Annotated in this window: 15 protein-coding genes and 1 tRNA gene; 3 read left to right on the plus strand and 13 right to left on the minus strand. The window is 60.1% G+C overall.

Annotated features, from left to right (window positions below):
• Window positions 1-15 precede the first annotated feature (15 nt).
• From RBB32_RS06505 to RBB32_RS06530, 6 genes are all read right to left on the minus strand, one after another.
• Window positions 16-651, minus strand: a complete 636-nt coding sequence (locus RBB32_RS06505) for a glutathione S-transferase family protein (protein ID WP_306151894.1) — start codon at window positions 649-651, stop codon at window positions 16-18.
• Between the two features lie 295 nt (window positions 652-946).
• Window positions 947-2,083: an acyl-CoA dehydrogenase family protein gene (locus RBB32_RS06510; RefSeq protein ID WP_306151895.1), complete on the minus strand. Its 1,137-nt coding sequence runs from the start codon at window positions 2,081-2,083 to the stop codon at window positions 947-949.
• A gap of 18 nt (window positions 2,084-2,101) precedes the next feature.
• Window positions 2,102-2,314, minus strand: a complete 213-nt coding sequence (locus RBB32_RS06515; RefSeq protein ID WP_154150026.1) for a hypothetical protein — start codon at window positions 2,312-2,314, stop codon at window positions 2,102-2,104.
• Between the two features lie 21 nt (window positions 2,315-2,335).
• Window positions 2,336-4,132 carry an acyl-CoA dehydrogenase C-terminal domain-containing protein gene (locus tag RBB32_RS06520; RefSeq protein ID WP_306151896.1) on the minus strand — a complete coding sequence of 599 codons (1,797 nt, stop codon included), beginning with the start codon at window positions 4,130-4,132 and terminating at the stop codon, window positions 2,336-2,338.
• A 27-nt stretch (window positions 4,133-4,159) separates the two neighbouring features.
• Window positions 4,160-4,564 carry a MerR family DNA-binding transcriptional regulator gene (locus RBB32_RS06525; protein WP_306151897.1) on the minus strand — a complete coding sequence of 135 codons (405 nt, stop codon included), beginning with the start codon at window positions 4,562-4,564 and terminating at the stop codon, window positions 4,160-4,162.
• Between the two features lie 205 nt (window positions 4,565-4,769).
• Complete coding sequence (locus RBB32_RS06530) at window positions 4,770-5,138, minus strand: MerR family DNA-binding transcriptional regulator (RefSeq protein WP_306151898.1); 369 nt, start codon at window positions 5,136-5,138, stop codon at window positions 4,770-4,772.
• Between the two features lie 120 nt (window positions 5,139-5,258).
• Between RBB32_RS06530 and RBB32_RS06535 the strand changes: the two genes are divergently transcribed.
• Genes RBB32_RS06535 through RBB32_RS06545 form a run of 3 tightly spaced genes read left to right on the plus strand, consistent with a single transcriptional unit; the run spans window position 5,259 to window position 7,511 of the window.
• On the plus strand, window positions 5,259-5,681 hold the full coding sequence (locus RBB32_RS06535; protein ID WP_306151899.1) for a PaaI family thioesterase: 423 nt from the start codon (window positions 5,259-5,261) through the stop codon (window positions 5,679-5,681).
• Window positions 5,681-6,190: a PaaI family thioesterase gene (locus tag RBB32_RS06540; protein WP_306151900.1), complete on the plus strand. Its 510-nt coding sequence runs from the start codon at window positions 5,681-5,683 to the stop codon at window positions 6,188-6,190. Before RBB32_RS06535 ends, RBB32_RS06540 begins: the two co-directional genes overlap by 1 nt.
• On the plus strand, window positions 6,183-7,511 hold the full coding sequence (locus RBB32_RS06545; protein WP_306151901.1) for an MATE family efflux transporter: 1,329 nt from the start codon (window positions 6,183-6,185) through the stop codon (window positions 7,509-7,511). Before RBB32_RS06540 ends, RBB32_RS06545 begins: the two co-directional genes overlap by 8 nt.
• On the opposite strand, the gene RBB32_RS06550 is transcribed toward RBB32_RS06545, so the two are convergent.
• From RBB32_RS06550 to RBB32_RS06580, 7 genes are all read right to left on the minus strand, one after another.
• Window positions 7,505-8,440 carry a glyoxylate/hydroxypyruvate reductase A gene (locus RBB32_RS06550; protein ID WP_306151902.1) on the minus strand — a complete coding sequence of 312 codons (936 nt, stop codon included), beginning with the start codon at window positions 8,438-8,440 and terminating at the stop codon, window positions 7,505-7,507. The two genes, RBB32_RS06545 and RBB32_RS06550, sit on opposite strands and share 7 nt — an antisense overlap.
• Window positions 8,441-8,444: 4 nt before the next feature.
• Complete coding sequence (rodA, locus tag RBB32_RS06555; RefSeq protein ID WP_306151903.1) at window positions 8,445-9,584, minus strand: rod shape-determining protein RodA; 1,140 nt, start codon at window positions 9,582-9,584, stop codon at window positions 8,445-8,447.
• The gene (gene mrdA, locus RBB32_RS06560; RefSeq protein ID WP_306151904.1) at window positions 9,581-11,500 is read right to left on the minus strand and encodes a penicillin-binding protein 2; all 1,920 of its coding nucleotides are present in this window, start codon (window positions 11,498-11,500) and stop codon (window positions 9,581-9,583) included. Before mrdA ends, rodA begins: the two co-directional genes overlap by 4 nt.
• Window positions 11,497-12,069: a rod shape-determining protein MreD gene (locus RBB32_RS06565; RefSeq protein WP_306151905.1), complete on the minus strand. Its 573-nt coding sequence runs from the start codon at window positions 12,067-12,069 to the stop codon at window positions 11,497-11,499. Before RBB32_RS06565 ends, mrdA begins: the two co-directional genes overlap by 4 nt.
• Window positions 12,062-12,985: a rod shape-determining protein MreC gene (mreC, locus tag RBB32_RS06570; protein ID WP_306151906.1), complete on the minus strand. Its 924-nt coding sequence runs from the start codon at window positions 12,983-12,985 to the stop codon at window positions 12,062-12,064. Before mreC ends, RBB32_RS06565 begins: the two co-directional genes overlap by 8 nt.
• 38 nt (window positions 12,986-13,023) lie before the next feature.
• Window positions 13,024-14,070, minus strand: coding sequence for a rod shape-determining protein (locus RBB32_RS06575; protein ID WP_306151907.1), 1,047 nt, complete (start codon window positions 14,068-14,070; stop codon window positions 13,024-13,026).
• Between the two features lie 153 nt (window positions 14,071-14,223).
• Window positions 14,224-14,298: transfer RNA gene (locus RBB32_RS06580), tRNA-Thr, on the minus strand.
• Window positions 14,299-14,348 lie beyond the last annotated feature (50 nt).

The raw sequence follows: 14,348 nt of genomic DNA on the forward strand, positions 1-14,348 counted from the left end.
CATGATCTCCTTGGGTCAGGCCCGGTCCGCGGGGGAGCCGGGCATCAGGTCATAGGGGTGTTTCCAGCCGGGGGTGCTTTCGATGTTCGAAAGCCACCGGTCGATATTGGGCCAATCCTTGCGGTCGAAGCCGAAAGGCTCGGGGTAAAAGAGGTATCCGCAGCAGGCGATATCGGCATTGGTGATGGCATTGCCCACGATCCAATCGCGGCCCTCAAGATGGGCATCCAGTGTCTTGTAGGCTGCCTTGAGGCGGCCCTGCATGAAGCCGATCACCTCGGCGGGACGCTTCTCTTCGGGGAGGAAGTTCATCAAGAAGCGCGTCATGCCCGCCTGAGAGCTGAGCTTGTGATTGTCCCAGAACAGCCACCGCATGACCTCGCGCTGCTCGACCGGTGTTTCGCCGCCGAACTTGCCGGTCTTCTCGGTGACATAGATCTGCATGACGCCGGATTGGGTGAAGGTTTCATCACCATCCAGCATCACCGGCACTTCACCCATGACATTGATCTTGCGAAACTCCTCCGAGCGGGTCTCGCCGCCGAAGAAATCAACATAAATCGGCTCCCAGTCGAGACCGCCGAGTTCGAGCGCGAGAGCCGCTTTGTAGGCATTCCCCGACTCGCCCATACAGTAGAGTTTAATGGTCATGCTCTTCCTCCCTATGTCGCGCTTTTGGCGGGTGTTGGATGTGAGTATTTTTGGAAAGATGAAGCGAATGGAGCTTCACTTTTCCTTAACGGATTTCGAGTTCCATGAGGGACGCGGTACAGGCTGGAGAGCCGATGGCCGTGAAAGGTGAAGCCCTGATCCGGCGTCTGATGCCAGTAGGCCCGCGCGTCGGACAGGGTGGACCGTTCCCCTTCATCTTTCTCAAAATACTCCACGGGGGTCCGGGGGTGTGAAACCCCCGGTTCGACCTTGGCCATGTGCGCCGCGGGACACGTCATAGCGCCCTCGCGATCAGTTCTTTCATGATCTCGTTGGTGCCGCCGTAGATGCGCTGCACGCGCGCGTCGGTCCACATCTCGGCGATGTCATATTCGGCCATGTAGCCATAACCGCCATGCAGTTGCAGGCAATCGTCCAAGACCTCGCCCTGCGTGTCGGTGATCCAGTACTTGGCCATGGCGGCCTTTTCGACGCTCAACTCGCCGCGTAAATGCTCTGCGATGCATTCGTCCAGGAAGGCGCGGGCCACGGTGGTTTTGGTCTGACATTCGGCCAGTTTGAAGCGCGTGTTCTGGAATTGGGTGAGCGGGCCGCCAAAAGCCTGCCGTTCCTTGGCATAGGCAATGGTACGGGCGACGCCGCCTTCCATGGCCCCTTGTGCCCCGCAGGCGATGATCAGGCGTTCCTGGGGCAGTTGTTCCATCATCTGGTAGAAGCCTTTGCCCTCTTCACCGCCAAGGATGTTTTCGGGCGGGACTTCAACGTTGTCGAAGAAAAGTTCAGATGTATCCGCCGCGTGGCAGCCGATTTTTTCAAGGTTGCGACCGCGCGAAAAGCCTTTTGCATTCTCGGTTTCGACCACCACAAGCGAGGTACCCTTGGCGCCTTCCTTCGGGTCCGTTTTGGCGGCGACGATGATTAGGTCGGCGTGTTGCCCGTTTGTGATGAAGGTCTTCTGGCCGGACAGGCGATAGGCGTTGCCGTCCCGGAGGGCCTTTGTCTTGATACCTTGCACGTCCGAACCGGCGGCCGGTTCAGTCATCGCGAGCGCCCCCACCATCTCGCCCGAGACCATCTTGGGCAGCCAGCGTTTTTTCTGATCTTCGCTGCCATAGGCCAGAATATAATGCGCGACGATCCCGGAATGGATCGGATTGCCCCAGCTTGCGAGGTTGGCGCGGCTTTGTTCGATGCAGATCACGGCCTCGTGGCCGAAATCGCCGCCAGCCCCGCCATATTCCTCGGGAATCGAGGGACAGAGTAGGCCCAGTTCCCCGGCCTGCTGCCAGATGCCGCGATCCATCTCGCCGGCCTTGCGCCAGCGTTCGAAATGCGGCGCCCATTCGGCACCGATGAAATCGGCGGTCATCTCGGCGAGCATGCGGTGCTCGTCAGTCATCCATGCAGACATTGGGCCCTCCTCCCGTCGTCAGCGTTTGCGCGCCTCCAGTTCGGAATTGAAGATACGCAGGCGGTGCCCGAAGGTATCCTCATTGATCACGCTGTCGAAGTTCTCGAAAAGAAAGGACAGCGCCTCGCCTTCGTCCAAACCGGCCTCCTGTGCAAAGCGGCGCAGGCGGCGGTATCCATCCTCGGTCATCGCAGCGTTGAAGCGGCGTGTGAGGCGAAAGCGTTTTGGCATGTCTGTCCTTCCTTTTCGTATTTAGCCCGCCGAACTTGCGAATTGTTCGGGCTCAAGCGCCATGACAGTGTCCGCCCCGCTTTCGATCCGCTTGAGGTGCGTCGCGGTCACCGGCAGGTGGCGGGCCATGTAGTGGCGCCCGGTTGCGATCTTCGTCTCGAAGAAGGTCGCATCGCCTGCCCCCCCGTCAAGCGCACCTTTCGCGGCCTTGGCCATCTTGGCCCACATCAGCCCAAGGCAGACATGCCCGAAGAGGTGCATGAAGTCGTAAGAACCCGACAGCGCATTATTGGGGTTCTTCATGCCGTTTTGCATGAAGTACATACCCGCCGCCTGCAAATCCTTGCTGGCGGCCTTGAGCGGCTCAAGGAATTGCGCGTCGAACGCCTCATCCTGGCCGGCGTTATCCTTGATGTAGGCTTTCATCATGTCGAAGAAACCCATGATCGCCTTGCCGCCGTTTTGCGCCAGCTTCCGGCCAACCAGATCGAGCGACTGAATGCCATTGGTGCCTTCGTAGATCATGGTGATCCGGGCATCGCGGACGAATTGCTCAAGCCCCCATTCCTGGGTAAAGCCCGACCCGCCAAGGGTTTGCTGTGCCAAGACCGTGGTCTCGAACCCCTTATCGGTCAGGAAGCCCTTGATCACCGGTGTCAGGAGCGAGATCATCTGCTCGGCTTCCTCATCGCCCTTACGGTGGCTGGCGTCGATCATCGAGGCCCCCCAGAAGGTGAAGGCCCGCGCGCCTTCGACGAAAGCCTTTTGATCCATCAGGTTGCGGCGCACATCGGGGTGCACGATGATCGGATCGGCGGGTTTGTCGGGGGCTTGCACGCCGGTCACGTCGCGACCCTGCAAACGATCCAGAGCAAAGCCAAGCGCGTTTTGATAGGCGACCTCGCCTTGGGCATAGCCTTGCAGGCCCACCCCAAGCCGCGCTTCGTTCATCATGGTGAACATGGCGCGCATGCCCTTGTGCGGCTCACCCACGAGGAACCCGGTGGCCCCGTCATAGTTCATCACGCAGGTGGCATTGCCGTGAATGCCCATCTTCTCTTCCAATCCGCCGCAGGACAGGGCGTTGCGCTCACCAAGGCTGCCGTCGTCGTTCACCATGAACTTGGGCACGATGAACAGGGAAATACCTTTCACGCCTTCGGGGGCGTCGGGCAGTTTGGCCAGCACGAGGTGAATGATGTTGTCGCACATGTCGTGCTCACCCGCCGAGATCCAGATTTTCTGCCCAGTGATCTTGTAGGTGTCGTCACCCGCCGGCTCGGCCTTGGTACGGATCAGGCCCAGATCGGTGCCGCAGTGCGGCTCGGTCAGGTTCATGGTGCCGCCCCATTCGCAAGTCACCATCTTGGGCAGGTATGTCTGCTTTTGCTCGTCCGAGCCGTGGGCGTGGATGGCGTTATAGGCCCCGTGGGTCAGGCCCTGATACATGTTGAACGCCATGTTCGCCGCCGAGAGCATTTCACCGACAGCCGTGGACATCAGATAGGGCAGGCCCTGACCGCCGTATTCGGGGTCGCAATCAAGGGCCGTCCAACCGCCTTCGCGCACTTGGTCGAAAGCATCCTTGAACCCGTCGGGCGTATGCACAACGCCATTTTCAAGGGTGCAGCCCTGCTTGTCGCCCACGGTATTGAGAGGGGCCAGAACCTCGGAGGCCAGCTTGCCCGCCTCATCGAGAACCGCATTGGTGAAATCGCGATCCAGTTCGTCATAGCCCGGAATATCCGAATCCGAGACATTCAGCACATCGTGCAGCACGAACTGCATGTCCTTCGTGGGTGGGGTATAGGTTGGCATGGCTCTCTCCCTTGACGTGGTGCCGGATTACTCGGCGGCTTTCTTGGATTGGCGGATCGAGGCGATCATCTTTTCGCCCCAACGCATTTGGTCACGCAGATCGGCAATCGCATTTTCCAGCTCGTCGCGCTGACGTTCGAGGTCGACAAGGCGCTCCTGTGCGATCTCGTAGGATTGGGTCAACTGGGTCAGCTGCTGGTCGCCCTTGTCGTAGAGGTCCAGAAGCTGCCGGATTTCTTCAAGGCTGAAACCAAAGCGTTTGCCGCGCAGGATCAGCTTCAGGCGCGCGCGATCGCGCTTGGTGAAAAGGCGTTTTTGACCTTCGCGGATGGGAAACAGCAACTCCTTGGATTCATAGAACCGAAGGGTGCGGGGCGTGACGCCGAAGGCATCGCACATTTCCCGGATTGTCATCGTGTTATCATCTGTCATCGCTACTACCTTTGCTTGGTCGCAAGGCTGAATTGTGCGTCTTTCGGATTCGATACAACAGGAGGTGATGTTGACGTAAGAGATACGTCACGTCACTTTAATATTGACGTAAGATAATGAAAGGTAAACCTGAAAAGGCGCAACTTCCTTGCCCCTGCGTCATCGGGTTTGACCACGATCAAGGCCTGATTTCGTAGGTAAAGCTTTACCCGAGGCTACTGTGCGTTTCGTCGCGCAGGGCTTGAAGTTCGTCCATCGCCTCTTCCAGTTGCGCGCGCTGCTCGGCCAATTCGGCAAGCTGGCGGTCCGCCAATTCAATCCAGCTCCGCATTTGGGCCTCGGTCCCCTCATGCTCGTAGATCAAAAGCCACTGGCGGATCTCCTCCAAAGCGAAACCAAATTTTCGCCCGCGCAGGATAAGTGTCATGCGCGCCACTTCGCGCGCGCCGTAAAAGCGCGACCGCCCTTCACGCTCTGGGTTGAGTAACTCGATATACTCGTAATAGCGTAGGGTACGCGGCGTTACATCGAACTTGGCGCACATGTCTTTGAATGTCAGGCGATTCTCAGCCATCGCTCAAGCCTCCCTTGGGACAAGCGTAGGATGTCCTTGCAATGAGGGCAACCGCTGGCCTTGCGGCTTGCCCATGTTCAGGCCCATAAAGGAACGAGGAACCAAAATGCGGACAGAGGCATGACCCCCGACAAGACAAAATTCGCAGAACAGTTCATGGGCGCGATCCCGCATTCCGAGGCACTGGGTATGGAATTGACCGAGATCGGAGAGGGCACCGCCGAGATTGCCATGGACTATAACGAACGCTTTATCGGTGATCCCGAAACCGGCGTGATCCATGGCGGCGCCGTGTCGGCCTTGATGGATACCTGCTGTGGTGCGGCGGCGATGAGCCATCCCAAGAACCCCGGGGCGACGGCCACGATCGACCTGCGCATAGATTACATGCGCCCGGCGACGCCCGGCCAACGGATCAAGGCCCGGGCCGAGTGCTATCACATAACGCGGTCCGTGGCTTTTGTCCGGGCCAAAGCCATGGATGACGACGAAGATCGCCCTGTGGCCACGGCCACCGGCACCTTCACCGTGGAGGCCAGGTAATGGCGCGTCCCCGTCCAGAGCCTGTACAGGTGGTCAAGCAACGTCGTGATGCCGCGCTTAACGCGCTTGTTCACGGCGTGCCCTACATCCAGTTCCTTGGGATCGAATTTGACCGGCGCGGAGATGAGTTGACCGCCGTCATGCCCTTCGAAGATAAGCTAATTGGCAATCCGCTTTTGCCCGCGCTGCATGGCGGGGCGACGGCGGCCTTTCTCGAGGTTTCGGCAATCATAGGGTTGAGTTGGGCAATGCTGTGGGGCGAAATTGAAACTGGCAAGCTGGACCCCGATGATCTGGCGCAAGGCAAGCTGCCGCGCCTGCCAAAGACAATCGGGTTCACCGTTGATTACCTGCGTTCCGGCCTGCCGCGCGATGCCTATGCCCGTGCGCAGGTAACCCGCTCGGGCCGCCGCTATGCCAGTGTGCATGTCGAGGCATGGCAGGACAATCGCGCGCGGCCCTTCGCACAGGCCTCGGGGCATTTCCTGATGCCGCGCCGGGATGGCTGAACCCGCGCCGGGGGCGATCACCCACAAACGCGTCCTGAATATCGCCCTGCCGATCCTTTTGGCCAATATCACGGTGCCAATCCTTGGTGCCGTCGATACCGGTGTGGTGGGCCAGATGGGGCAGGCCGCGCCCATCGGGGCCGTCGGGATCGGCGCGGTGATCCTGTCGGCGCTTTACTGGATCTTCGGGTTTCTGCGTATGGGCACCACTGGCCTGACCAGTCAGGCCCACGGCGCGGGGCGTACTGGCGAGGTGGCCGCGCTTCTGACGCGCGCCTTGATGATTGCCTTGGCGGGTGGGGTTGCGGTGATCACCCTGCAAATCCCCCTGTTTGCCGGGGCGTTCCTCCTTGCCCCTGCAAGCACCGAGGTCGAGGGGCTTGCCCGCGAATACCTGGGGATCCGGGTCTGGAGCGCCCCCGCCATGATCGCCATCTACGGGATAACCGGCTGGTTGATCGCACTGGAACGTACGCGCGCCGTTCTGTTGATCCAATTGCTCATGAACGGGGTAAACATCGGGCTGGATTTATGGTTCGTGCTGGGCCTTGGCTGGGGCGTGCAGGGGGTGGCCTTGGCCACCTTTCTGGCCGAATGGGGCGGGCTGATGCTTGGCCTGTGGTTGTGCCGCGATGCGTTTCGCGTGCCGGCTTGGCGTGACTGGCCGCGGGTCTTTGATCGGCAGGCCCTGCGCCACATGGGGCAGGTGAATGGCGATATCCTGCTTCGTTCGCTGATGCTTCAGGCGATTTTTCTGTCCTTCCTGTTTCTGGGGGCCAATTTCGGCGATGTCACATTGGCGGCCAATCAGGTGCTTTTGCAGTTTCTGCATATCACGGCCTATGCGCTTGATGGTTTCGCCTTCGCGGCCGAGGCCTTGGTGGGGCAGGCCATGGGGCGCGCCGATAGCCGCCATTTACGCCGCGCTGCCACGGTCAGTAGCACATGGGGCCTGGTCAGCGTGGGGGTCCTGGCCACCGGCTTCGCGCTGATGGGGGGAGTGATCATAGATACCATGGCCAAGGTGCCCGAGGTGCAGGCCGAGGCGCGCGTTTACCTGCCTTACATGGTGGTCGCGCCCGTTTTGGGCCTTGGTCCGTACATGCTGGATGGTATTTTCATCGGTGCCACGCGGACGCGTGACATGCGTAACATGATGGTCCTGAGCTTGCTCTCCTATCTTTTGGCCGCCGCGCTTTTGGTGCCGCAGTTTGGGAACCATGGCCTGTGGCTGGCACTGCTGATCAGCTTCGTTGCACGCGCGGCGACCCTAGGAGCGCGCTATCCTGCGTTGGAGCGCGCTTCCAACGGGCGTCAGTAGCCCAAACCACGATCGACCAGGTGCAAGAGCGGCTCTCCGGCTTCTCCGCGCCGAATATTTTCGGCAATCACGCGCGAGGCGCTTTTGGGCCGGGTTTCCGAGGCGATATGCGGTGTGACCGTTACTTTCGGATGGGACCAGTATGGGTCTTCAGGCGGCAAAGGCTCTTGCCGGAAAACATCCAAGGTAGCGTGACCGACCCGCCCCGAATCAAGAGCGGCCAAAAGCGCGGTATCATCAATCAACTGGCCGCGGCCCGGATTGATGATCGCAGCGCCCTCCGGCAATAGGGCCAAGCTTTCTGCATTCAGGATATTTTCGGTCTCGGGCGTCATCGGCAGAAGTAAGATCACGATCTCCGCCCCAGACAGCGCCGCGCGCAACCCGTCGTCACCAGAGAGGCAGTGCAGCCCCGGAACGTCTTTTTGCGTTCTGCTCCAACCGGTGACAGGAAAGCCAAGCCCGGCAAGGGCCTCGCCGCAGGCCCGGCCAAGGGCGCCAAGACCCAGAATCGTTACCGGGCGGTCAGTGGCCAATGGCGGCACAAAATTGCGCCATTCGCCATCTTGGTTCATCACGTGCAAGTCAGTGTTCAGGTGGTGGCGCAGGGTATGGCCCGTGACCCAATCCACCATGCCTTGGGTCAATCCATCGTCGACCATCCGCGCCAAGGGCTGGGTTAGCGTTTCATTGCCAACGACGCCTTCGACCCCGGCCCAAAGGTTCAGAACCGCCTTGGTACGTGTGTAAGGGGTGAAATCCTGCACGTCGGAACTGGGCGCATAAACGATGTAATCCACCTCTGCCGCCGGAATATCCAAGGCCAGAGTGCTATCACCATGACCTACTTCGGCCAAAGCCTCTCGCAGCGGGGCTTCATAGGTCTGCCAGCGGTCTTCGCTGGCGGCGAACAGGATATTGAGCGACATTTTTTTACCTCGGCTTGTGAATATGCGCGCTTTGTACAAAACCAAAACCAAGCATGAGTATCAACATCGCCGACCCCCCGTAGCTGACCAAAGGCAGCGGCACACCCACCACCGGGGCCAAGCCCATGACCATCGACATGTTGACGGCGAAAAACAAGAAGAAGGTCGTGGCGATCCCGAGTGTCATGAGGGAGGAAAACCTGTCGCGATTGGCAAGTGCGATCGAGATGCAAAAGATCAGGATCAGGGCGTAAAGCAGCAATAGCGAAAAGCCCCCGACAAAGCCGAATTCCTCGGCCAGCGTGGTGAAGATGAAATCGGTGTGTTTCTCGGGCAGGAAGTTAAGCCGCGATTGGGTGCCCTGCATGAACCCCTTGCCGGTCCAACCGCCCGAGCCAAGGGCGATCTTCGACTGGGTGATGTGATAGCCCTTGTCGAGCGGGTCCGAGGCCGGATCAAGGAAGGTGTCCAGACGGTCGTAGTGATAGTTGCGCAGGATTTGCCATTCCGTCCCGCGCGACTGGAATACCGCAAAGATCAGGCCCGCCGCCATCGAGAACACCGCGGCGAAATAGGCCCAGTGCACGCCTGCAAAAAACATCATCGCGGCCCCCGCCATCATCAAAAGCAAAGCGGTGCCAAGGTCCGGCTGTGCAAAGACAAGTGCGGCCGGCAGAAGGATGATAACCACCGGGACCAACACCCAAAGCGGGTGGGATGTTTTCTTGAGTGGAAGCCAATCGTAATAGGCGGCCAGAAACATCACCAGGCTGATTTTCATCAATTCCGACGGCTGCAGCCGCATAAAACCCAGGTCAATCCACCGCTGCGCACCCCCCGCGCTTTTCCCGAAAAACTCCACCGTCAACAACAGCAGGATCGATATCCCGTAAGCGACCCCTGCCATATTGCGCCAGAACCAGATCGGCACCATGGCGGCGATGAACATCACGGCAAAGCCAAGCGCGAAGCGTTTGATCTGTGGTTCGGCCCAAGGGCTGAACGAGCCGCCCGCCACCGAATAAAGCATCAGGAAGCCAACGCTGGCTATCGCGGCAAGCAGGATCGCCAAGGGCCAGTTCAGGTACAAAACCTTGCGAAACCCGGTTGGCGTGGTTTTGACGGTATACTCAAGATAACTCATGCCCGGTCGTTCCCCTCGCCACCGGGTTTCATCCGGATCCGGCGTAGCTCTTCTTGTTGCGAGCGGATGCGCCCACGATCTTTGGCGGGGTAGGCTTCCAAGGGCGGGTCTTCGCCGTAAAGCGCCTGTAGCGTAATGTCGCGGGCGATCGGGGCTGCAGTCCTTGAGCCGCCGCCGCCGTGTTCAACGACGACCGAAACAGCGATCCTTGGCGATTCATAAGGTGCATAATTCACGTATAACGCATGGTCGCGCTGCTCCCACGGTACCGAATTATTGTCGACCACGGCCGAACGCACCTGGCTGGTGCCGGTCTTTCCCGCCATCCGGAAGGCATCCTCGATGATCCGGCTGGAATAGGACGTGCCTCGCCGGTTGTTCGAAACCGCATACATCGCCTGTCTTATGCGGCGAAGGTTGTTTTCGTTCAGGCCCATGTCCTCGCCATGGCCCGTCGGGCTTTCAACGCCATCGACGGACCTTATGACACGCGGGGTCACCGAACGCCCGGTGGCCAGTCGCGCCGTCATTACGGCAAGTTGCAAAGGCGAGGCCAGGACATCACCTTGGCCGATCGCGGCATTCACGCTGTCACCGATGACCCATTCGGCATCTCTTACGCGGCGCTTCCATTCTTTCGTGGGGGCCAGTCCCGCCGCAACCGATGTCATCGGCAGGTCGTGCTTGATACCGAGACCCAGTTTCTTGGCCATGGCGCTGATGTTCTCGATCCCGGTGCGCAATGCCAATTCGTAGTAATAAACATCACAGCTTTCGCGCAGTGACCTGTGCAGGTCCACGTTGCCATGCCCGGCGCGCTTCCAGCAATGGAACCGCCGCCCGGCAACCTCAAGGTGCCCGGGGCAATAGATGGTTTCCTCGGCGTCGATGGTGCCGGCCTCCAGCGCGGCCAGTACCGTGACCATCTTGAACGTTGACCCCGGCGGGTAAACACCCTGCACCGCCTTGTTCGGCAATGGGCGGTACTTGTTCTCCAAAAGCGACTTGTAGTCCGGAACCGAAATACCGCGGACGAATAAATTGGGATCAAAGGAAGGCGACGAGACACAGGCCAGAAGATCGCCGGTTTCGCAATCCATGACAGTGGCGGCGGCGCTTTCCCCGGAAAGGCGGGCACTGATGTAGGATTGAAGCCCGGAATCGATTGTCAATTGCACGTCGGTTCCGGCTTGGCCTTCCTGCCGTTCCAGTTCGCGCATGACATGGCCGCGCACGTTGACCTCCACGCGCTTTGTCCCGGCCTTGCCTCGCAAGGCGTTCTCATACGCGGCCTCGATGCCGAACTTGCCAACCTGGAAACGGGGGATGCGCAGCAATTGTTCGGGCGCATCAATGCGGTCTCGGTCACGTTCGGCATATGGCCCGACGTAGCCCACGATATGGGCATAATCACCTATGTGCGGATACCGTCGTGAAAGCCCGACTTCCGGTGCGACACCGGGCAGGGCGGGGGTGTTCACGGCCACCCGGCTGATGTCATCCCAACTGACCCGGTCGGCGATGGTGACAGCCGTGTCGCCACGGGCTTCGCGCAGGTCGCGCCGGGCGCGGTCCAACTCTTCTGGATCCAATTCAACCAGTTGGGCAAGACGGGCGATGACCTTGTCCACATCGCCGGCTTCTTCGGGCACCATGGTGATCCGGTAACTTGGCACATTTTCCGCGACCGCAATGCCATTGCGGTCGAAGATGCGCCCGCGCGTGGGGGGCAAAAGGCGAATGCTGATGCGGTTTTCGTCAGCCAGCAGGCGGAATTCATCGGCCTGTTCCACCTGCATGTATCGCATCCGAAGCGCCAGCCCCCCCATGAAAAGGGCCTGTGCGCCGCCAATGATCAAACCACGACGGGTGATCAAACGCTGGCTTTGGGCTGTATCACGACCCGGGCGTCTCATGTGCGGGCCTCCATTCCGTCAATGTCACCGGGCGCCAGTTTACGCACGCCGAACAGAAACTGCGAGGCGGCAACCACGATCGGGTAAATCGCGATTGTCGCAACCGCTTGCATCAAGGCCGGTCCAAGTGGTCCGGCTTCGACCATCATCACGCCAAGGACGATCCTGTAGCCCAGGAACATCGCGATCATCGTCATCGCCACGTTGAGCCATTCCATCGAAAAGGTCAGATCGCGAAGACCCGGGGCCCGCCTGCGTAGCGCCTCGCTTCCTATCAAGGCGAATGCGGCCCAAAGGCCGGGCGGGCGTTGCAAAAGCAGGTCTGACATCAGGAACGTCGCGGCCACGAGGACAGCGGGCACATATTCCGGCCGCCTCAGAACCCAGGCCAGGGTGATTGCCACGTGCAGGTCGGGCCCGGCCCAGATGCGTGCCAGGAACGATGGTGACGACAGCGGCGATGGCTGTGCTGAATCGATGGGCAGCAAATGCAAGAACACCAACAGAACCCAAAGCGCCACGAACGTCAGGCGCTTGCTCAAAAGGCGTGTCGTGTTGCGCTCAGCCATCGGCAGCACCCGCTTGCGGGGTTTCGTCGCTTGCATCCAATTCCGTTTGGGGCGAGTCTAGGGGAATGATCAGGTTTCCGGGATCCTCGATTGTCTCGTATCCATAGCTGCGCAGCACCCTTAGAAACTCAAGTCGCTCGTAATCGGCGGCCAATCGCACACGCATGCGCCCACCCGGATCCTCGGCCAGGCGGCCAACAACAAGGCCTGCCGGAAAGACGCCACCGTCACCGGATGTCAAAACGCGATCCCCGGGGCGGGCCTGATCGGGGGTTTCAATAAAACTGATCGGGGGGGCCAGCGTATTGTCACCAATCATCAACCCGCGTTGGCCCGATGGCTGGATCGTCACCGGGATACGGCTTGATGAATCGGTCAAAAGAACCACGCGCGCCGTATTTTGCCCAACACCGGAAATCCGCCCGACCAGCCCAAGGCCATCCATCGCCGCCCAGCCATCGACAATCCCGTCGCGCGCGCCGACGTTGATCAGCACCGACTGCCGGAAAGGCGAGCCGCTATCGGCCATCACGACACCGGTGACATAGGTAAGACGCGGATCGACGCGCACATTGTTCAAATCCAAAAGCCGTGCGTTCTCATCACGCAACTGAACGGCGGCCTCTTTCCACGCCTTCATCTTTTTCAGCTCACGGCGAAGTTCCTGATTTTGCTCGTAAAGGCGCTGATAACTTTGGAAATCGCGCAAGATATTCACGGCGCCGGTCACCGGGGCCATGGCCCAATCGAAACTGGGCACCACGCGGTCGACCACCTGCGCGCGAAAGCGTTCCACCCGGGGGCTGTCGATCCGCCACAAAAGGAAGATGCCAACAAGGCATAGTAACAGGACCCCGATCAATAGCCGTTTCAGGGGGCCTGTGTAATCATCGCTCTGTGCGCGGTCCCTGGCCAAAGCTTTCCCTTCGCCTGTGGAACGAAAATCTGCGCCTGTCAGCTATCGTAATCAATCGCCGGACGAAGCTGTTTCTCAAACTCTAGCGCTTTACCGGTGCCAAGTGCCACGCAATTCAGGCTGTCATCGGCAATCGACACGGCCAGCCCGGTTTGCTCGCGCAGGGCCAGGTCCAGATCACCAAGAAGGGCACCGCCACCGGTTAGCATAACACCACGGTCAACGATGTCGGCGGCCAGGTCGGGCGGGGTCGCTTCCAGCGCGGTCATCACCGCCTCGCAGATGGTTTGAACCGGTTCGGCCAAGGCCTCGGCAACCTGGGCCTGGCTGATTTCGGTTTCCTTCGGCACACCGTTCAAAAGGTCACGCCCCCGGATCTGCATCGACGCGCCGCGCCCGTCATCGGGCATGCGCGCCGTGCCGATCGAGGTCTTGATGCGTTCGGCGGTGGCCTCACCCACCAGAAGGTTCTGTTGACGGCGCAGGTAGCTGATGATCGCCTCATCCATACGGTCGCCGCCGACGCGAACCGAACGCGCGTAAACGATATCGCCCAGCGATAGAACGGCCACTTCGGTTGTCCCGCCGCCAATGTCGACAACCATGTTGCCGGTGGGGTCGGTGATGGGCATGCCCGCGCCGATGGCCGCCGCGATCGGTTCGGCCACAAGGCCCGCGCGGCGCGCACCGGCGGACAGGACCGATTGGCGAATGGCGCGTTTTTCCACCGGGGTCGCGCCATGCGGCACACATACAATGATCTTGGGCTTCGAGAAGGTCGAGCGCTTGTGCACCTTGCGGATAAAGTGCTTGATCATCGCCTCGGCTGTATCGAAATCGGCAATCACACCTTCGCGCATGGGGCGGATCGCCTCGATGCTGCCGGGGGTCCGCCCCAGCATCAGCTTGGCGTCTTCGCCGACGGCAAGAACCTTCTTCACACCATCCTTGACGTGATAGGCCACCACCGACGGCTCTGACAGGATAACACCGCGGCCCTTGACGTAGACCAGCGTGTTCGCGGTTCCGAGGTCGATTGCCATGTCCGACGAGAACAAGCTGGGAATATTCTGAAAAAGCGGCATATGCGTCGGCGTCCTGTGATCCGAATAGGTATTGGGGCCGCGACTCATGCCGAGACGGGCCGGATGCCCTTATAGAGCGGCACCGCGCCCTGTGAAAGGGGCACTTTCGCAAGCCGGCCAAGCCATGCGCGTCAATCCGCCAAAAAGGGGAAATGGTGCTGCTGGGGAGGATTGAACTCCCGACCTCACCCTTACCAAGGGTGCGCTCTACCACTGAGCTACAGCAGCAACTCGTGGCGCGCTCCTTAGACCCTTCTTTACGAGGGCGCAAGGGTTAT

Source organism: Roseovarius sp. MMSF_3281 (assembly GCF_030733685.1).
In the GTDB taxonomy this organism is placed as follows: domain Bacteria; phylum Pseudomonadota; class Alphaproteobacteria; order Rhodobacterales; family Rhodobacteraceae; genus Roseovarius.

Coding starts and splice junctions, on each gene's coding strand:
- RBB32_RS06530 (WP_306151898.1), bottom strand. CDS start 5,138: ATGGCTGAGAATCGCCTGACATTCAAAGACATGTGCGCCAAGTTCGAT.
- RBB32_RS06545 (WP_306151901.1), top strand. CDS start 6,183: ATGGCTGAACCCGCGCCGGGGGCGATCACCCACAAACGCGTCCTGAAT.
- RBB32_RS06575 (WP_306151907.1), bottom strand. CDS start 14,070: ATGCCGCTTTTTCAGAATATTCCCAGCTTGTTCTCGTCGGACATGGCA.
- RBB32_RS06550 (WP_306151902.1), bottom strand. CDS start 8,440: ATGTCGCTCAATATCCTGTTCGCCGCCAGCGAAGACCGCTGGCAGACC.
- RBB32_RS06520 (WP_306151896.1), bottom strand. CDS start 4,132: ATGCCAACCTATACCCCACCCACGAAGGACATGCAGTTCGTGCTGCAC.
- RBB32_RS06510 (WP_306151895.1), bottom strand. CDS start 2,083: ATGTCTGCATGGATGACTGACGAGCACCGCATGCTCGCCGAGATGACC.
- mrdA (WP_306151904.1), bottom strand. CDS start 11,500: ATGAGACGCCCGGGTCGTGATACAGCCCAAAGCCAGCGTTTGATCACC.
- RBB32_RS06565 (WP_306151905.1), bottom strand. CDS start 12,069: ATGGCTGAGCGCAACACGACACGCCTTTTGAGCAAGCGCCTGACGTTC.
- RBB32_RS06515 (WP_154150026.1), bottom strand. CDS start 2,314: ATGCCAAAACGCTTTCGCCTCACACGCCGCTTCAACGCTGCGATGACC.
- RBB32_RS06535 (WP_306151899.1), top strand. CDS start 5,259: ATGACCCCCGACAAGACAAAATTCGCAGAACAGTTCATGGGCGCGATC.
- RBB32_RS06505 (WP_306151894.1), bottom strand. CDS start 651: ATGACCATTAAACTCTACTGTATGGGCGAGTCGGGGAATGCCTACAAA.
- RBB32_RS06540 (WP_306151900.1), top strand. CDS start 5,681: ATGGCGCGTCCCCGTCCAGAGCCTGTACAGGTGGTCAAGCAACGTCGT.
- rodA (WP_306151903.1), bottom strand. CDS start 9,584: ATGAGTTATCTTGAGTATACCGTCAAAACCACGCCAACCGGGTTTCGC.
- RBB32_RS06525 (WP_306151897.1), bottom strand. CDS start 4,564: ATGACAGATGATAACACGATGACAATCCGGGAAATGTGCGATGCCTTC.